General features: G+C 66.1%; 14 protein-coding genes and 1 pseudogene. 4 read left to right on the top strand and 11 right to left on the bottom strand.

The genetic code is table 11. The features are described from left to right. Positions 1 to 604, bottom strand: a 604-nt coding sequence (locus NV1_RS37545; protein WP_169813506.1) for an NAD(P)/FAD-dependent oxidoreductase, incomplete at its 3' end; no start/stop codon positions are given. Positions 605 to 643: 39 nt separating this feature from the next. After that, positions 644 to 2,131 carry a nitrate/nitrite transporter gene (locus tag NV1_RS37540; RefSeq protein WP_067902892.1) on the bottom strand — a complete coding sequence of 496 codons (1,488 nt, stop codon included), beginning with the start codon at positions 2,129 to 2,131 and terminating at the stop codon, positions 644 to 646. 303 nt (positions 2,132 to 2,434) lie between these two features. Here NV1_RS37540 and NV1_RS37535 point away from each other — a divergent pair, with 303 nt between their 5' ends. Continuing rightward, positions 2,435 to 3,409: an NAD(P)H-dependent flavin oxidoreductase gene (locus tag NV1_RS37535; protein ID WP_067902889.1), complete on the top strand. Its 975-nt coding sequence runs from the start codon at positions 2,435 to 2,437 to the stop codon at positions 3,407 to 3,409. A 24-nt stretch (positions 3,410 to 3,433) separates the two neighbouring features. On the opposite strand, the gene NV1_RS37530 is transcribed toward NV1_RS37535, so the two are convergent. The 6 genes from NV1_RS37530 to NV1_RS37505 all read right to left on the bottom strand — a co-directional run bounded on the left by NV1_RS37530 (position 3,434) and on the right by NV1_RS37505 (position 12,331). Continuing rightward, entirely contained in the window at positions 3,434 to 3,652 is a 219-nt protein-coding gene (locus tag NV1_RS37530) for a hypothetical protein (protein ID WP_067902954.1), read from the bottom strand. 24 nt (positions 3,653 to 3,676) lie between these two features. Further along, the gene (narI, locus tag NV1_RS37525) at positions 3,677 to 4,414 is read right to left on the bottom strand and encodes a respiratory nitrate reductase subunit gamma (RefSeq protein ID WP_067902886.1); all 738 of its coding nucleotides are present in this window, start codon (positions 4,412 to 4,414) and stop codon (positions 3,677 to 3,679) included. Next, positions 4,411 to 5,091, bottom strand: a complete 681-nt coding sequence (narJ, locus tag NV1_RS37520; protein ID WP_067902883.1) for a nitrate reductase molybdenum cofactor assembly chaperone — start codon at positions 5,089 to 5,091, stop codon at positions 4,411 to 4,413. Before narJ ends, narI begins: the two co-directional genes overlap by 4 nt. Further along, a complete protein-coding gene (gene narH / locus NV1_RS37515; RefSeq protein ID WP_067902881.1) occupies positions 5,088 to 6,854 on the bottom strand; it encodes a nitrate reductase subunit beta in 1,767 nt (588 codons plus the stop codon). Before narH ends, narJ begins: the two co-directional genes overlap by 4 nt. Before the next feature lie 63 nt (positions 6,855 to 6,917). Further along, a complete protein-coding gene (locus tag NV1_RS37510) occupies positions 6,918 to 10,730 on the bottom strand; it encodes a nitrate reductase subunit alpha (protein WP_084526451.1) in 3,813 nt (1,270 codons plus the stop codon). Positions 10,731 to 11,104: 374 nt separating this feature from the next. Next, positions 11,105 to 12,331: a glycoside hydrolase family 76 protein gene (locus NV1_RS37505; RefSeq protein ID WP_245714134.1), complete on the bottom strand. Its 1,227-nt coding sequence runs from the start codon at positions 12,329 to 12,331 to the stop codon at positions 11,105 to 11,107. Between the two features lie 197 nt (positions 12,332 to 12,528). Between NV1_RS37505 and NV1_RS37500 the strand changes: the two genes are divergently transcribed. Continuing rightward, on the top strand, positions 12,529 to 14,025 hold the full coding sequence (locus NV1_RS37500; protein ID WP_067902878.1) for a DUF4246 domain-containing protein: 1,497 nt from the start codon (positions 12,529 to 12,531) through the stop codon (positions 14,023 to 14,025). A 249-nt stretch (positions 14,026 to 14,274) separates the two neighbouring features. Here NV1_RS37500 and NV1_RS37495 read toward each other — a convergent pair whose 3' ends face one another. Genes NV1_RS37495 through NV1_RS37485 form a run of 3 tightly spaced genes read right to left on the bottom strand, consistent with a single transcriptional unit; the run spans position 14,275 to position 16,255 of the window. After that, positions 14,275 to 14,847 (bottom strand): dihydrofolate reductase family protein, encoded by a 573-nt coding sequence (locus NV1_RS37495; RefSeq protein ID WP_067902876.1) that lies wholly within the window; start codon positions 14,845 to 14,847, stop codon positions 14,275 to 14,277. 53 nt (positions 14,848 to 14,900) lie between these two features. Continuing rightward, complete coding sequence (locus tag NV1_RS37490; protein WP_067902873.1) at positions 14,901 to 15,635, bottom strand: SRPBCC family protein; 735 nt, start codon at positions 15,633 to 15,635, stop codon at positions 14,901 to 14,903. A gap of 2 nt (positions 15,636 to 15,637) precedes the next feature. Further along, positions 15,638 to 16,255: an ArsR/SmtB family transcription factor gene (locus NV1_RS37485; RefSeq protein ID WP_067902871.1), complete on the bottom strand. Its 618-nt coding sequence runs from the start codon at positions 16,253 to 16,255 to the stop codon at positions 15,638 to 15,640. Positions 16,256 to 16,449: 194 nt separating this feature from the next. On the opposite strand from NV1_RS37485, the pseudogene NV1_RS46175 reads away from it, so the two are divergent. Together NV1_RS46175 and NV1_RS37475 are read left to right on the top strand one after the other, a co-directional pair. Beyond that, positions 16,450 to 16,641, top strand: a pseudogene (locus NV1_RS46175) (ISAzo13 family transposase); the annotation flags it as partial. An 86-nt stretch (positions 16,642 to 16,727) separates the two neighbouring features. Further along, entirely contained in the window at positions 16,728 to 17,675 is a 948-nt protein-coding gene (locus tag NV1_RS37475) for an NADP-dependent oxidoreductase (RefSeq protein WP_067902946.1), read from the top strand. Positions 17,676 to 17,698: the final 23 nt, after the last annotated feature.

Genomic DNA, 17,698 nt, shown 5'->3' with positions numbered 1-17,698 from the left:
AGACGGCCCCGCCGCCGGTGTCGACCTGCGCTCGCATCAGCCGGTCGTTGTGTTCCACGACATGAGCTTCCAGCCCGAGCAGACGCAGCGTGTTGGCGGCCTCGAGCCCCAGTAGCCCGCCGCCGATCACCACGCCGCGCGCCCCCGGGCCGCCTGTCTGCGCGGCGGCCCGGATGCGATCCAGGTCCTCGATGGTGCGGTAGACGAAACATTGCGGCAGTTCATGTCCCGGCACCGGCGGGACGAAGGGATACGAGCCGGTGGCCAGAACCAGTGTGTCGTAGGCGATCACCGCGCCGATGGAGGTCGTCACCGTGCGGGTGGCTCGATCGATCCGCTCCACCCGCTCGCCCAGCCGCAGCTCCACCAGCTCGTCGTCCTGAAACACGTTGCCGGGCAAGGCGAGTGCGTCCGGATCCCAGCCTTCCACGTATGTGGACAGCCCGACCCGATCGTAGGCGGGCAGTGCTTCCTCGCCGACGATGACGACCCGCCAGTGTCCGTCGGTGTCGCGGGAGCGCAGCGCCTCCGCGAACCGATGTCCGACCATGCCGTGACCGGCCACGACTACTGTCCTGCAGGCGGATTCGACCGTGGATCTCATATGTCCTCCGTGGCTGGTTCGGGCTCGGGCGTTCTCGGATCAGCTGGAATGGACCGAATGCTCCTGTGTCGCAGGGGTTTCGCCGCTGGACAAAGCCCGGCTCACCGTCTCGAGTGTGGAGGGCTCGGACTTGCCGGCGCGGGTCGCGTGCGGCCGTCGCAGGAATACCGCTGTCACCACGATCGCGCAGATCACATAGAAGCCCATGAACACCCAGAACGCGGTGGTCGCGGAGTTGGTCGAGGCGTAGGAGGACCGGAATACCAGGTTGATGCCGACGCCGCCGAGCGCACCCACCGCGCCGACGAATCCGATCAGCGCACCGGAGGTGTTCTGCGACCAGGCCGCCTGCGTCGCCAAATCTGCCTGCAGGCTCTTGGATTTCGCCTCGAACACCGAAGGGATGATCTTGGTTACCGAACCGTTGCCGATACCCGACAGCAGGAACAGCGCGATGAATCCGGCGATCAGGGCCACCATCGCCCCGCCGGTCGGCACGCCGCCATGCGAGTCGCCGATCATCCCGGCGATACTGACCACCACCGCAGCCACGATCATGCCCAGGAACGTGTACAGCGTGACCTTGCTGCCGCCGAAACGATCGGACCACTTGCCGCCGTACGGGCGCATCGCCGAGCCCAGCAGCGGGCCGATGAACGCGATCTGCGCGGCGTGCAGCGTGGCGTGGGCGGCGCTCTCGCCGCCGGCCTTGAAGCTGATCTGCAGAACCTGTCCGAACGCGAAGCTGAAGCCGATGAACGAGCCGAAGGTGCCGATGTACAGGAACGCGATGGCCCACGACTGCGGCACCTTCAACGAGGTGAGCATGTAGGACATGTCGGCCTTCTGGTTGCGCAGATTGTCCATGTACAGCGCCGCGCCGACACCGGCGACCGCGATCAGCGCCAGATAGACCAGGCATACGATCGACGCGTGCCCGTAGGCGTTGCCGACCGTGGCGATGACCGCCAGCCCGACCAGCTGGATCACCGGCACACCGAGATTGCCGCCGCCCGCGTTCATGCCCAGCGCCCAGCCTTTGAGCCGCTGCGGGTAGAAGGCGTTGATATTCGTCATCGACGAGGCGAAATTGCCGCCGCCGAATCCGGCGAGTGCGGCGACCACCATGAAGGTCGTGTACGAGGTGCCCGGATGGTTGACGAAATACAGGGTCAGCAGGGTCGGGATCAGCAGCATGACCGCGCTGAAGATCGTCCAGTTGCGGCCGCCGAATCGAGCGGTCGCGACCGTGTACGGAATACGGAGAAATCCGCCGACCAATGTCGGGACCGCACCGAGGAAGAATTTTCCGGCCGGATCGATGCCGAATTTGTCGGTGGGCATGAACAGCACCATGACCGACCAGATCGACCAGACCGAGAAGCCCACATGCTCGGCGAATACCGACCACACCAGATTTCGCCTGGCGATGTCCTTACCGCCGGCCTCCCAGGCCTGGACATCCTCTGCGTTCCAATTCTCGATATTGCGATTACGCGACAGCGTGTTCAAGAGGGCCTCCCACATCAGGTTGGCTCAACAGTAGAAAGAGGGTATTTCCGCCATGCTGCGTGGAATGTCCGAGACGTCAACGGTTCCGCACGGATATGCGGTGCGGGTCGTGAGATCATGTCGTTTGTTTCGGGAGTGTGACACGTCGGTTGTGTGCCCGTCACGAAGTATCGAGGCGTTGCCCGATGCGCGCGTGAGCGGAGATATTGCGCACAGTTCGAGGATATGGGCCAACCATGCGTGGGATCGCCCCACGGCGACCGGGATGCCCTCGATGTGCTGGTATGAGTGCATGTCATCGAGCGATGAGGTCACCCGATGGTAGCCGCGCAGCCGCGCCCGACCGCCCTCGCCACCGCGTGGTCGCGGGATATGGGCCTTCGGATTCCGGTGGTCAACGCGCCGATGGGCGGGGTGGCCGGTGGGCGGTTGGCCGCGGCCGTCACCGCGGCCGGTGGTCTGGGCATGATCGGGATGGGCAGCGCCGGGTCGGTGGCCGCGCTCGAACGTGAACTCGGACGATTGGGTGACGGTGCGGGGCAGTTCGGGATCGGGTTGGTGGACTGGGTGATCGCCGCCCGGCCCGAACTGCTCGACCGAGCGATTGCCGCGAACCCGGTGTTGATCTCGGTGAGTTTCGGGACGGATCTGTCCTGGGTTCCCCGCGTCCGAGAAGCCGGAATACGCACGGCCACACAGGTTTACAATGCCGAAGAGGCCCGGCGTGCGGAACAGGCCGGTGTCGAGGTGCTGGTGGCCCGGGGATCGGAGGGCGGCGGGCATGGTGCGGTGGAGATGGCCACGTTGCCGCTGCTCGATGCGGTCGTCGGCGCGGTATCGGTTCCGGTGCTGGCGGCCGGGGGAATCGGGTCCGCGGCAAGTCTGGGCGCGGTGCTGACCGCCGGGGCGGCGGGGGCGTGGCTCGGCACCTGCCTGGCAGCCTGCCCGGAATCGCTGCTGTCGCAGGACGGCCGGGCGGCCATGATCGCCGCGCGGGGGACCGATACGATCCTGACTCGCGCCTTCGACGTCGGAATGGGATTGCCCTGGGCGACAAGGTTTCCCGCCCGGGTGCTGCGCAACGAGTTCGCCGAGCGGTGGACCGGCCGGGAGGAGGAGCTGTCCCACGATCCGGCGGCACGAGATGCGCTCGATGCCGGGATCGCGCGGGCGGATCAGCGGGTGACGCCGATCGATGCCGGTCAGGGCGTCGGCCTGGTGACCGCCGCCGAACCCGTGGCACAGGTACTCGAGAGCCTGTGTGCGGGAGCCGCGCGACTGCTCGCGCGGTAGCGAACCGCTCCGGAGCGAAGGCCATCAAACACAGCCCTCGCTGCTGCTCCGGTCGCCCAGGAAGCGCAGCAGTTCCGGTTCGCCGGAGGTGAATCGGTCCACCTCCTCACCGCCGGTGCACTGGTAGAGCACGACGGTCACCCGGTCTTCGCGGCGGTTCAGCACCCGCCACACCGCGCCGGAATCCTCCCAGCGTCGCAGGATCGCCACCGGGTCCGGCGGCTCCGATGATTCATGGGTCATGCGATCCATGATCGCGCACGGCCCTCACCAGCGTTCGGGAGTCACGGGCGCGTCCCACGCCTTCGCGTAGCGGCTGTGGTCCGGGCGTTGGACGGCCTTGGCGCGGTAGACGATGTACGGGCGGGTGAGGTAACCGATCGGCGCGCTGAACATGTGCACGAGCCGGGTGTAGGGCCACACGCCGATCAGCGTCAGCACGATCACCCCGTGCACCTGGAAGGTCCAGGGTGTGCCGACCATGAGTTCCGGATGCGGGTGCAGCGTGAAAATGCTGCGGAACCAAGGGGATACGGTTTCGCGGTAATTGTAGGTGCCCCACAGCAGATTACTGCCGACGGTGTTGAGCAGTCCGGTGATCAGTGCGGCGGCCAACAGTATGTACATGAGCTTGTCGTTGTTCGTGGTGGCCTTGCGCACCGCGGGCACGGTCATGCGGCGGTAGAGCAGGATCGCGATTCCGGCGATGACCGCGATTCCGGCGACCGATCCCGCCGAGACCGCCACCACGTGATACAGCTCCTCGGACACCCCCACCGCATCGGTCCACGACTGCGGGATCAGCACACCCAGGACATGACCGCCGATGACCCCGAGCATTCCGAAATGGAACAGCGGACTGCCCAGTCGCAGCAACCGGCTCTCGTACAACTGCGAAGACCTTGTGGTCCAACCGAATTGGTCGGTGCGGTACCGCCACAGATGGCCCAGGACGAAGGAGGTGAAGGCGATATAGGGCAGGATCAGCCAGACGTCGGCAGTCATCGGCGGGCCTGCGATCCGTCGAACAGTGCGGGATCCATCGTGTAGGGGTCCATCCCGACCTCCTCGTCCGGTGGTCCGGCCGCGGCCAGTTCGGCGATGCGGCGGCGGTCCGCCGCTGTCAGCGGCGGCAGTGTGGACACGATGGCGGCGACGACATCGGCATAGGGAGATGCGTTGTCGCTCAGCGACAATCGCAGCAGTTCGATCACCGGGATGTGTTCGCCGAGCAGACGTTCGCCGCCGATCGGGTCGACCGTCGCCGCGAATTCGAGCAGCACGGGCAGGTGATCCGGCAGCTCCCGGTCGTCGAGTTCGACGCCCGCGTGCCGGTAGGCGTGCTTGAAGCGCAGCAGGGCCATTCCGCGCTTGCGGGTGTCGCCGTAGGCGTAGAAGGTGAGGTGCATGCTGGAACGGCGGCGCATATCGAAGGTCTCGACGTACTGCTGGGCGAGCTCGATCGGTGACGCTGTGCCGATGTGGTCGAGGAAGCGCTGCAACGGGTTTCGTGCCTCCTCGGGTAGCTGCGCTGCCGCGTCGGCGATTCGGCCGACGGCGGTGAACAGGTGTTCGTCGGGATAATCCAGCAGGAGGGCGGCGGTGCGCCAGATCAGGCGGCGATCCCGCTCGCACATCTGCACCGCCGGTTCGGGGCGGCGGCGTAGCTTCAACAACGTCATCGCTGGGCCCCGCTCGAAATCGGTGTCCCGTCGTCGGTCGGTGCAGACTTGCCGTTGCCGTTGCCGTTGCCGTTGCCGTTGCCGTTGGCCTCGGCTCGGCTTTCGTTGGCTCCGTTGCCATTGGTAGCGGCTTCGGCGAATCCGTTCGCGGAGTGGCCGTTGCCGTTCGAGGCCGCGGGAAGGAGTCCCTCGGTACTGCGACCGTCCCAGTTCAGCAAATTGATCCGGTTCGTCTTCTGTTCCGGGGCAGCATCATTGGCGTCGGTGAGATGGAACTTCTCGACCATCGTGTCGAAGGCCGTCATACCCGGCCCGCCGTCGGTGTCCAGACTGCAACCCGTGGCGAGGGAATCCAATTCGTGCGCTTGCGATGTCGCGCCCTGCGGAATCACGTACCGGTGTTCGTATTTCGCGATGGCCAGCAGCCGGTACATCGCCTCGATCTCCTCGGGCTCGAGCCGCACCGACGGCGCGATCGAGGGATCGGGTTCCTTGCCGAGATTCACCGAGCGCATGAACGAGCGCATGGCCGCGAGCCGCTGCATGGCCGCGCGCACCGGCCCGATCTCACCGGCGGTGAACAGTTCGGCGAGATATTCGATCGGAATGCGCAATGCGTCGATGGCGCCGAACAGGTTCGAGGCGTCCTCGCCGTCGTGGCCGGTCTGCGAGAGCGATTCCACCACCGGCGACAGCGGCGGCACGTACCAGACCATCGGCATGGTGCGGTATTCCGGATGCAGCGGCAGGGCGATTTGATAGTCCACGATCAGCTTGTAGACCGGCGAATTCTGCGCGGCCTCGATCCAATCCGGGCTGATCCCGGCGCGCTCGGCCTCGGCGACCACGCGCGGATCGTGCGGGTTGAGGAACACTCCGAGCTGGCTGGGATACAGATCCTTCGGATCGGTGACCGAGGCCGCCTCGAGGACGGCGTCCGCGTCGTACAGCATCACGCCGATATAGCGCAGCCGCCCCACACAGGTCTCCGAGCACACCGTCGGGATGCCGACCTCGACCCGCGGGTAGCAGAACGTGCACTTCTCCGCCTTGCCCGTCTTGTGGTTGAAATAGACCTTCTTGTAGGGACATCCGGTGACGCACTGCCGCCAGCCGCGGCACCTGTCCTGATCCACGAGCACGATGCCGTCCTCGGACCGCTTGTAGATCGCACCGGACGGGCAGGACGCCACGCAGGACGGATTCAGGCAGTGCTCACAGATCCTGGGCAGATAGAACATGAAGGTCTGCTCGAATTCCAGTTTGACCTGCTCGGAGAGTCGGGCCAGCAGCGGATCCCGGCCGACCTGTTCCGGGCCCGAGCCCAGATCGTCATCCCAGTTCGCACCCCAGGTGATCGTCGTATCCTCGCCGGTGATCAGGGATTTCGGCCGTGCGACGGGGGTGGTGTCCATGGCCGGGGCGGACAGCAGGTTGTCGTAGTCGTAGCTCCACGGCTCGTAGTAGTCCTCGACCGTGGGCAGGTCCGGATTGGCGAAGATGTTGAGCAGCCGCTTCATTCGCGATCCGGATTTCAGGGTGAGCCGACCGCGCCGGGTGAGCCGCCAGCCGCCCTGCCATCTCTCCTGATCCTGGTACTGCCGCGGATAGCCCTGTCCCGGGCGGGTTTCCACATTGTTGAACCACATGTACTCGGTGCCGCCGCGATTGGTCCAGGCCTGCTTGCAGGTGACGCTGCAGGTGTGACAGCCGATGCACTTGTCCAGGTTCATCACCATGGCCATCTGTGCCATGACACGCATATCAGTACTCCACTTTCTGCGGGCGTTGATCGGGCGCAGGGTGGTGGCCTCGTCGCGTTGTCATCAGTACTCCACCTTCTGCGAGCGTTTGCGGATCGTGGTGACCTCGTCGCGCTGATTTCCGGTGGGGCCGTGGTAGTTCAGCGCGAACGACTGCTGCGCGTACCCGCCGATGAGATGCGTGGGTTTGATCATGATCCGGGTGAGCGCGTTGTGGATGCCGCCGCGTTTACCCTTACCGGGTTGTCTGCCCGGTGCGGCCCAGTCGAATCCGGGGCCGTCGGCGCCCGCGCCGCCGCCGGTGGATTCCGGTCGCCCCTCGATCCGTGGCACGCCCACCGCCCGGTCCTGGGCGTGATACATGAACACGGTGCCCTCGGGCATCCGGTGGCTGACGATCGCGCGCGCGACGACGATGCCGTTGCGGTTCACCGCCTCGATCCAATCGTTGTCCGCCACACCGATCTTCGCCGCGTCCCGGTCCGACATCCAGATCGCCTGCCCGCCGCGGGAGAGGGTCAGCATGTGCAGATTGTCCTGATACGCCGAGTGGATCGACCACTTCGAATGCGGTGTGAGGTACCGAACGGTGACGCCGTTGTCACCGACGGACCCCACGCCCGGTTCGCTGAACAACGCGCTCATGTCCAGCGGCGGGCGGAAGATCGGCAATTGTTCGCCGAGTTCGGCCATCCAGTCGTGGTCGAGATAGAAGTGCTGGCGTCCGGTGAGGGTGTGCCAGGGCTTGAGGCGTTCGGTGTTGATGGTGAACGGGGAGTAGCGTCGTCCGCCGGTCTCGCTGCCCGACCACTCGGGCGAGGTGATCACCGGTACCGGCCGGGACTGGGTGTCGGCGAAAGTGATTCGTTTGCCTTCGTGTTCGGCGGCCAGATCCGCCAGCTTGGTGCCGGTGCGTCGTTCGAGCGCCTCGAATCCCTCCACCGCGAGTCTTCCGTTGGTGGTGCCGGACAGCGCGAGGATTGCCTCCGCGGCGTGGGTGTCCTTGGCCAGCGACGGACGTCCCTGTGCCACACCGGAAACCACGGTGCCGTTCACGCCGGCGAGGTAGGCGACCTCCTCGTCCGGATAGGTCGTCACGCCCTTCGTGGTGACGCCGAGTGACTCGATCAGCGGGCCCAGCGCCGCCATCTTCTCCGCGATCTTCGGATAATCGCGTTCCACGACAACCAGTTTGGGCATGGTCTTGCCGGGTACGGGCTCGCACTCACCGGCTTTCCAGTCCAGCACCCGTCCGCCCGCTTGCGCCAGCGCATCGGGCGAATCATGTTGGAGTGGAACGGCGATGACGTCCTTGCGTACGCCCAGGTGTTTCTCGGCCATCCAGGAGAACCCGCGGGCGATGCGGTGGAACGCCTCGAAATCGGTCTTGGCCTCCCACGGCGGGGAGATGGCGGGGGAGAAGGAGTGCACGAATGGGTGCATATCGGTCGAGGACAGGTCGTGTTTCTCGTACCAGGTCGCCGCGGGCAGCACGATATCGGAGAACAGTGTCGTGCTGGTCATCCGGAAGTCCAGGGACAGCAGCAGATCCAGCTTGCCGGTCGGGGCCTGTTCGCGCCAGCGGAGCTCGGTGGGCCGCACACCGGTGCTGTCGGTGGTCTGCAGATTGGAGTCCGCGCCCAGCAGATGCTTGTGGAAGTATTCGTTGCCCTTACCCGACGAGCCGAGCAGATTCGCCCGCCACACTGTCAGGCAGCGCGGGAAGTTTTCCGGCGCGTCGGGGTCCTCACACGCGAAACGCAATGCGCCCGAGGTCAACTCGTTCACGATATGGTCCGCGGCCGGCTTCCCGGATTGTTCGGCCTCATCGGCCAGATCCAGCGGATTGCGGTCGAAGGTCGGATAGGTCGGCATCCAGCCCAGACGGCTGGCCAGCGCGATATTGTCCGCGGCGGTTCGGCCTGCGAATGCGCCCCGGCCCAGCGGCGAGGCGAACGCCTCCGCGGTGAACGGGTCGTAGCGCCACTGGTCGTTGCTCAGATACCAGAACACCGTGCCCTGCATCTGGCGCGGTGGTCGCTGCCAATCCAAGCCGAAAGCCAGTGTGGACCAACCGGTGACAGGTCGGCACTTCTCCTGGCCGACGTAATGCGCCCAGCCGCCGCCGTTCACTCCCTGACAGCCGGTGAGCAGCGTGAGGGTGAAGAAGGCGCGATAGATCTGGTCCGAATGGAACCAGTGATTGGTGCCCGCGCCCATCAGGATCATCGAGCGGCCGCCGGATTGTTCGGCGTTGTCGGCGAATTCGCGTGCGACCCGCTCGGCCTGGGCGCCCGGAACGCCGGTGATGGCCTCCTGCCAGGCCGGGGTGTAGGGCTGGGTGGCATCGTCGTATCCGCTGGGCCACGCGCCGGGCAGCCCGTCCCGGGCCACGCCGTACTGGGCCAGCAGCAGATCGAACACAGTGGTAACTCGTTTCCCGGCAACGAGTGTCGTCGGGACGCCGCGTAGCACGCTGCCGGGCACGTCGCTGTCGAACCGGGGCAACAACAGGGTGACTGCCTGCGCGTCCGGACGTCCGTGCAATGTCAGCAGCGGGTCCACGCCCTCGAGGTCCAGATTCCATTTCCCGACGTCCGCACCGGTGAAGCGGTGTCCCAGGGAACCGTTGGGCACCACCGGATTTCCCGCGCCGTCGAGCAGGACCATTTTGTGCTCGCTGCCCTCTCCGTCCTGTCCGATGTCGGCGGCGGTGAGGAATTTGCCCGGTAGCATGCCCTCGTCGTGATACCGGCCCTCGTCGTCCCAGCCGCCCGCCTCGTCCAGGCAGACCAGGAACGGCAGATCGGTATAGCGTTTGACGTAATCCTCGAATCGCGGCGTCTGCCGGTCGACGAAGAATTCTTTGAGCACCACGTGCCCCATCGACATGGCAAGTGCCGCATCGGTTCCCGGACGGGCGGGCAACCACTCGTCCGCGAACTTGGTGTTGTCCGCGTAGTCGGGGGAGACCACGACGACCTTCTGGCCTCGATAGCGTGCCTCGGTCATGTAGTGCGCGTCCGGGGTCCGGGTCACCGGGACGTTGGAGCCCCACATGATCAGATATCCGGCGTCGAACCAGTCGGCCGATTCCGGGACGTCGGTCTGATCGCCGAACACCTGTGGTGAGGCCACCGGAAGGTCGGCGTACCAGTCGTAGAACGAGAGCATCGACCCGCCGAGCAGCGAGATGAACCGCGCGCCGACCGCATGGCTGACCATCGACATGGCCGGAATCGGGGAGAATCCCGCGACGCGGTCCGGGCCGTACCGCTTGATCGTGTGAACATGTGCCGCAGCGGCGATTTCGGCCGCCTCCCACCACTCGGCCCGGACGAAGCCGCCCTTGCCGCGCGCGGACTTGTACCGGCGGGCCCGCTCGGGATCCTCGACCAACTCCGCCCAGGCGAGTACGGGGTCCTTCACCCGTGTCTTGATCTCCCGATACATCTCCAGCAGAACTCCGCGCACATACGGATACCGCACGCGCGCAGGAGAATACGTGTACCAGGAGAAGGATGCGCCGCGCGGGCAGCCGCGCGGTTCGTACTCGGGCTTGTCCGCGCCCACCGAGGGGTAGTCGGTCTGCTGCGATTCCCAGGTGATCACGCCGTCCTTGACGTAGATCTTCCACGAGCACGAGCCCGTGCAGTTCACCCCGTGCGTGGACCGCACCACCTTGTCGTGTGACCACCGATCCCGATAGAACTCGTCGGCCTCGCGCCCGCCCTGTTTGTGCAGGGTGCGCTGGTCGGCCGAGATCTCGCCGCGCTGAAAGTATCTGCCGAGTCCCAGCAGCGCGTCTCCGGCGTCCTCGATCCCGATGCGCGGAGCGGGGCCGGATGCCGATCCTCGGGCACGTGAGTTGACCATGATGCCCCTTCGAGCGGATGGCAGGCTGACGAATCCGACTGTAAAGACCCATCCGGAGCAGGTAAAACAGATCTCTCACACCCCATCCCGCCCGCCTGTGCGCTGTGAGGCCGCCGCAACCTACCGGTCACTACGGACCGTGGTGATCCTCGTCACCGCTCACCGGTGAACAGGCCCGACGCCCCCGAATCCCGGAAATCCGGGGCCGCGCCCCCGCCTCGTTCGACAACCGGTGATGGATTGGAAACTGCGCCTTCTCGGACGGTTTACATTAATTAACACGTTCACAGCGGGCTCCGAGCGGCGGATTTCGCCCGGCGCGGCCGAATTCGTCGGTGTCCACCGCAGTGGTGACCGTCCGGCGCGCGCCCGCCTCAGTGGCCGGCCGCGGTGAGACGATGATCTGCCTCGAGCAGCATCCAACCGCTGAGCTGGACCGACAGGTCGCGGCTCAAATTCGCCGTGGGAACGGTCGGTGAGTGCGTGAGCTGGGTGAAGGTGCCCGGGCGGTCCGGCACGGTGACCGGGCGGGTCCAATCCATCCCGAACAGGGGCAGGCCGCCCACCTCGGCGCGATGCTCCCAGGCCGCCCGCGCGGAGGCGTGCACGATATTCGCGGCGGTGGTGTCGCCGAGGGCGAGCGCGGCTTCGGCGAGATATCTGGCGAGGATGCCCATGAACAGCCCGGAGTCGTTCGCGGCGGCCGCCCGGATCACACCGGCGCTCGTGAGCCGATCGGCGGTCGCCGCGATCAGCTCCGCCGCACGTCTGCGGTAAGTCGGATCGCCGGTGCGCGTTGCCAATTCGGTTTCCAGTCCGATGGCCGCACCCTCGCAGTAGGTCGGCGTGGCGTGGTCCACGCGGCCTTCGGGTTCGTGCACGCCGTCGAGGATCAGGCCGCTGCGTGGGTCGCGCAAGCGCGCCTGTAGGAAGTCCGAAAGTGCTGCGGCGCGGGATAATTCGCCCGATCGGGCCATCGCGATACCGGTCGGGCCGATCGCGGAGGTGGAGTAATAGTTGTCGTGCGACCGCCACGGCACAGCACCGATGTCCGGCCGCCATCCGGCGTACAGGGCACTGTGCAGGTCCCCGACGGCCTTGCCGAACCGGACGCCGAGCAGTCGTTCGGCCCGTTCGAGCGCCAATATCAGCCAGGACATGTCGTCGTAGTAACCGTTGGTCCAGCCGGTGAGATTGCGGACCCGGATGCCGCGTGCGAGGGCGAAGATCCTGGCGATGCGTTCGGGGGTGCGGGCACGGACCGCGGCGTCCACCGCACAGTCGAGCAGATGGGCCTGCCACCAGTAACACCATCGCCCCAGCAACAGTTGCTCCCACACCGAAGCGGGCCAGACGAGGGTACCCAGTTGCACCTGCGGCTCACCCCAGAGCGGGCGCACATAACGCTGCACGATCGCCTGTTCTGCCAGGTCGGCCCGTTGCCCGGACTTCGTGGGGCCGGGTGGCGCCTCCCGGGTGATCATCACCGCCTGGGTCGGCTGTGCGGTAGCCGTCAATGCGATCCACGCCCCGGCCGCGACCAGGATGCCGCGCCGACCGATTCTGTTGTTCCGGCGATCCATCCGCTCGGACTCCCTCATACCCAACAACGATCACCGGAGCGGAAATAGTGCATTCCCATCGTATCGGGCAACGATCCGCGGCGCGCGGCGTCCCCGGCGGGCGCGGACCGACGCTCGTCCCTGGTGGCGGCCGGTCCGGATGTCGGTATCGGGGTCGTTGTCGGTCCATTGACGTACCCTCGGCGCGGCACCGATTCAGCGAGAGATCCGAGAGAATGACAGACCTGCCGACATTTCCCCTGCCCTTTCTCGACGCGTACAAGGTGGCGGTCGCGCCGCCCCGGACGCTGCGAGAGCTGCAGATGATGCAGCTGAGTGCCCAGATCCGTTCGAAGCCACAATGGTTCGTCAAGATGAACGACGCCGATATCATCGCCCGGTGGACCGCGGAGGCGGCCGAGCAGGGGCTGACCGAAGCCCAGATCCGTTATGTGCTGGCGGAATTGGCGTATTACGCCGAACTGCGGGATGAACGAACCGGTATCGAGGTGTCCGCCGTCGACGGGGTGTGGCAGTCGGATGCGTTGATCGACGACGAGTTGAGATCCCGGCTACGGGAAGCTGTTCGGGTTCTGGAGGAGGTGCCCGACAGCGAGCTGGACTGGCATCCGGGGTCGAACGGTCAGGTGCTGGATCTGGTTCATCCCTCGCTGTTCTGTCTCGTGCGCGGGGTGAGCGGCGTGGACGATACGGTGTGGCCCGCTCCCGGGACGGAGGGTGCGCGCTACGCGTATTCGGAGAAATTCCAGTGGCTGCCAACGGATCTCGATGTAGGCGCCGACGGCGAGGTGGTGTTCCGTTCGTACGTCGACAATGTCCATCCCGTGACTCATCGTGACCTCGATGCTGTCCTGCCGGACCTGTTCGCCCGGATGCGACCGCTGTTCGAGAAGGTGCTCACCGATCTGCGTCATCCGCGGCCGTTGCGTATCGAGGTCGACCCGTACACCTGGTACGACGACGATCCGGACAAGCCGGCCGAGCCCGCCGGTGACGACGAGGATGCCCGGAACGCCTGGTACGACGCCCTGAGCGACTGGCGCGACACGCGTCACCCGGTCCTGCCGGACGCCCCCGATTTCCTCGCACCGCCGCTGCCCAACGACTCGGCTCGGGTCGATCTGCGCGGTCGTCGGCTACAGGTCATCGTCAAGCTGGCCAATATCCACCTCACCCCCGACAATCCCGAATATGCCGGCGGCACATGGCATGTCGAGGCGATGATGAACGAACGCATCGTCTCGACCGCGATCTACTACTGGGACAGCGAGAACATCACCGACAGCCGGCTCGGTTTCCGTGCCGCATTGGAGGAACCCGAATACGAGCAGAGCGACTACACCGGCGTGGAAGAGGTCTACGGCCTGGCGGACGAGGAGCCGCTGGCTCAGGTCCTGGGCTCCGCAGCCACCCCCGCGGGCCGCTGCCTGGCCTTCCCGAACATCCTCCAACACCGCGTCGCCCCCTTCCGCCTGGCCGATCCCAGCCGTCCGGGCCACCGTAAAATTCTGGCCTTCTTCCTGGTCGACCCTGGCACTCGCATCCCGTCGACGTCCGACGTTCCACCCCAACAACCCTGGGCCCCGACCACAACCATGACCCTCGCCGAAGCGAAGGACTACCGCGATCAACTGATGCACGAACGAAAGTTCTTCGCGGACACCCACAACGAAGAAATCTACGAACGGGAATTCTCCCTCTGCGAACACTGAACCGCGAACCGGGCCCGCCGGTTGTCGCAGGCAGATGGTGTTCACGACGCCGTGAGGCACGCATCTGCGTCGACAACCGTCCTCTCGGCGTGGATGCCCTGCCGGGCCGTGGATGTCGCTGCCAGCGAGGAGTTTTCGTTGGCGAGATCGTGCAATAGGGGCTGACAGATCGGCTCTGCGCCCTGGCTGGCCCCTTCCGTCGGGCACCGGGCCTACGTGGCGGTGAAAGATCCGCCGAGGCTGTGGACGTCAGCGCACGACGTCGACGATGTTCTTCTGAATCCCGTTGGAGTACACCGCCGACTCGACCAGCTTCAGCTTCTGGGCGTCCTTGTCCGACTCGGAGAACAGCCGCTTACCCGCGCCCAGCAGCAGCGGGAAGATCAGCAGGTGGTAGCGGTCGATCAGGCCCGCATCCGAGAGGCTGCGGTTCAGGGAGACGCTGCCGTGGATGATGATCGGGCCGCCCTCGGTCTCCTTCAGCGCGGCGACATCGTCGATGGAGCGCAGGATGGTGGTCTCGCCCCAGTTGGACACCAGGTCGGCGTCGGTGAGGGTAGTGGAGACAACGTACTTCGGCATTGCCTTGTACCCGGTGAACTCCGCCATGTCCGGCCAGACCGGGCTGAACGCCGCATAGCTGACCCGCCCCAGCAGGATCGCCGTGGATTCCTGCTGCTCGCGGCCCTTGATCTCGTAGGCGTCGGCAACGAATTCGATGTCCTTGAAGGTCCAGCCGGAGTTGCGGTAGCCGGGCTCGCCGCCTGGGCCCTCCACGACACCGTCGAGGGAAATGAAGGCGGAGCTGATCAGAGTGCGCATGTTTATCCTTGATATCGGTTGTGTGGGTTGATGGTTCGCAACACTCGGTCGGATCAGCCGAGCAGTTCGGTGAGCCAGTGCTGCCAGGCCGCCTCTGCCCCGGTGGTGTCGGGGCCGAAAAGGTGATGGAACATCACAGACAGTCCGGTGGGAGCGTGGTGGAATGTGTAGAGCCCGTCGGCCGTGCGGATCTCGAACCGCTCGTCGTCGGCCCACGCGATCTCGCCGTCGAGCGGTGCAAGGCCGAGTGGTTCGGCATGCACATGCGCGCCCACGGCAATCGGCGTCGGCAGCGCGAGCGCTCGGGTGAGCCGTGCCCGCATTTCCCGACCGCAGGACCCTGTCGCAACGGCGAATACGGGGACACCGATCCGGCCCGGGAAGTAGGTGAGGTACTCGCGCAGCGTGTTCAGATGGAAGGGCCAGCCGCGGCGCAGTGCATCATATTCGTCCTGCCAGTCGTCGCCGAGCACTCCGCTGTGGACCACGCGCAGCACGGTGCTACCGCCTTCGCGTCCCTCGATCAGGTACTCGAAGGCCATGAACCGGCCATCCTCGTCGGCACCGGTCCGCGTGGCGAAGCGCTTGCCCGCCTCGTAGGCGGTGATCACCGCAGCTTCCCGCCGACCGCCGATCGTCATGGCGGAGACGCCTCCCTCGCAGCCCTCGATCTCGTTGTGCCCCATGAACCAGGAGTCGACTCCCGCGCCGGTCGCGATCGCCTCCCAGACCTGTTCCGGGTCGACGGGCAGGGTGGCCTCGAACTCCATCTCGAAGGGGTGACTCATTCTCAGTTCTCCTGCCCTGCTCCGGTTGCGGTGTCAGGGGCCCGGTCGGGAACCTGATGCATGCCGACGATCACCCGGTGGTTGCGGCCGCGGGGCGTGAATTCATCGTGGTAGCGGCTGACGAGAGTCGTCACCGCCTGGGTGAGCTCCTCGGTGAATGCCGCCCGATCAGCCGCGGAGGCGAATCGCACCTGCGCATCGATGCCGAAGCTCGCGACCCGCCGCTGCGTCCGGGCCGCCCCGGTCAGCAGCGCCCCGACCTCCTGCACCAACCGCGACCCCAGCGCTAGCAGCCATCGCGCCGACAACTGATCGGGTAACCGTGCCGGATCCGGGCTGACGGCACTCAGCGCGCTGGGCGAGATCACGTAGGACGCTGCCGTAGCACCATAGACCCGCTCGGTGACATTGCCCTTGCGGCGTTCCTCCACCAGTTCGACGAGCCCGTGCCGCTCCAACTCCTTGAGATGGTAATTGATCTTCTGCCGCGGCAGCCCCAGTCGCCCTGCCAGCATCGCGGCCGAGCCCGGCTCGACCAGGGCGGCGAGGATCCGGGACCGGATCGGGTCCAAGGACGCCTCGGCCGCAGCGGGTTCTTCGATCACAGCGACATCCAGCACGGCACAAGTCTTTCGCTAGCAGGAAAATTTGTCAAGACAATTTTTATTGTCGGTGACTGCGTATCGCGGGTGCGCCGGATCTGGTTGTGCGCAGGTCCTGGGCTGGATGCAATGCCGCGCAGTCAGGGCCAGTCGCGAAACCAGGCGTAACGTCCCAGGATTTCGAAAAGTATTGTGGTACAGGTGTTTTCGAGGTGACTGTGGCGGGCCTGGCGGCGAAGTTCGAGGCGTTGCTGTCGCATCTGGATGAGCGGCAGCGTCGGCTCGTGCTGGGCGCCGAGGCGCGGATGCTGGTTCGTGGTGGGGGCCGGGCGGTGGCGCGGGCTGCCTGGGTGTGTGAGGCGACGGTGTCGGAGGGCGCGTGCGAGCTGGAGGCGGGTGCATCGGTCGGCGCGGATCGCGAACAGCGGCAGCCGGGAACACCGGCGGGGCCGGTCGTGGTTGTTCGGTGCGAATCGGAAAAGGAGTGGTGATGCTGGCTATCGGTTTCGACGAGCCCGGGGGACCGGAAGTGCTGCGGGCGGTGCAGGTGCCCGAGCCGCATGCGGGGGAGGGGCAGGTTCGGATTCGGGTTGCCGCTGCGACGGTGAATCCATCCGACCTGGTGACCAGGAGTGGGGCGGCACACGATCGGTATCGCGAGGTGATGCCGCCGTATGTGCCGGGATGGGATGCGGCCGGTGTGATCGACGAGGTGGGTCCGGGTTCGCGGTGGCGCATCGGGGACCGGGTCGTCGCGATCACCAAACCTGTGTTGGAAGGGGGTGGTGCGTACGCGGAACGTATTGTGGTTTCCCAAGATTCGGTGGCGTCGATGCCCTCGGGAACCGATGCCGTCGCGGCCGCGACGTTGCCGATGAACGGGCTCACCGCCGCCCTCGCCCTCGATGCCTGCGCCACCGGCCCGGGCGGGACGATCGCGGTGACCGGTGCGGCGGGAGCGGTCGGCGGGTATGTGATCCAGTTGGCCGAGCATCGTGGGCTCACCGTGCTCGCCGACGCCGCACCCCGGGACGAACAACTGGTCGCCGACCTCGGTGCCGATGTCGTCCTCGCGCGGGGCGACGATTTCGCTCGCCGCGTCCGCGAGCGGGTACCCGGCGGTGTCGACGGCCTGATCGACTGCGCGTTGCAGGGCGGCGCGGCGCTGCCCGCCATCCGCGACAACGGATCCTATGTCGCGCTGCGACCGCCCCGGTTGAACGGAGCCGTCGAGTCGGAGCGCGGTATAGGCGTGGATTACATCATGGTCACGGACCGCGTCCACGACTCGGCCACGCTCACGGAACTGAGCCGCCTCGCCTCCGATGGGGTGCTGACTCTGCGTGTGGCCCAAACGTTCCCGGCGACGGAGGCCGCTGCCGCGCATCGCATGCTGGAAGCCGGAGGGGTGCGCGGCCGGATCGTGCTTACCTTCTGAAAAGGTTTGCCGGTGGTAGAGGT

Source organism: Nocardia vaccinii NBRC 15922, assembly GCF_001613305.1.
Classification (GTDB): Bacteria; Actinomycetota; Actinomycetes; order Mycobacteriales; family Mycobacteriaceae; genus Nocardia; species Nocardia vaccinii.
The sequence above is the reverse complement of the archived record's forward strand: the minus strand, read 5'-3'. Positions and strand labels throughout refer to the sequence as shown.

Bases quoted from the DNA above. Each gene is read 5' to 3' on its own strand.
- NV1_RS37540 (WP_067902892.1), bottom strand. From the start codon at position 2,131: ATGTGGGAGGCCCTCTTGAACACGCTGTCGCGTAATCGCAATATCGAG.
- NV1_RS37535 (WP_067902889.1), top strand. From the start codon at position 2,435: ATGGTAGCCGCGCAGCCGCGCCCGACCGCCCTCGCCACCGCGTGGTCG.
- NV1_RS37530 (WP_067902954.1), bottom strand. From the start codon at position 3,652: ATGACCCATGAATCATCGGAGCCGCCGGACCCGGTGGCGATCCTGCGA.
- narI (WP_067902886.1), bottom strand. From the start codon at position 4,414: ATGACTGCCGACGTCTGGCTGATCCTGCCCTATATCGCCTTCACCTCC.
- narJ (WP_067902883.1), bottom strand. From the start codon at position 5,091: ATGACGTTGTTGAAGCTACGCCGCCGCCCCGAACCGGCGGTGCAGATG.
- narH (WP_067902881.1), bottom strand. From the start codon at position 6,854: ATGCGTGTCATGGCACAGATGGCCATGGTGATGAACCTGGACAAGTGC.
- NV1_RS37510 (WP_084526451.1), bottom strand. From the start codon at position 10,730: ATGGTCAACTCACGTGCCCGAGGATCGGCATCCGGCCCCGCTCCGCGC.
- NV1_RS37505 (WP_245714134.1), bottom strand. From the start codon at position 12,331: ATGAGGGAGTCCGAGCGGATGGATCGCCGGAACAACAGAATCGGTCGG.
- NV1_RS37500 (WP_067902878.1), top strand. From the start codon at position 12,529: ATGACAGACCTGCCGACATTTCCCCTGCCCTTTCTCGACGCGTACAAG.
- NV1_RS37495 (WP_067902876.1), bottom strand. From the start codon at position 14,847: ATGCGCACTCTGATCAGCTCCGCCTTCATTTCCCTCGACGGTGTCGTG.
- NV1_RS37490 (WP_067902873.1), bottom strand. From the start codon at position 15,635: ATGAGTCACCCCTTCGAGATGGAGTTCGAGGCCACCCTGCCCGTCGAC.
- NV1_RS37475 (WP_067902946.1), top strand. From the start codon at position 16,728: ATGCTGGCTATCGGTTTCGACGAGCCCGGGGGACCGGAAGTGCTGCGG.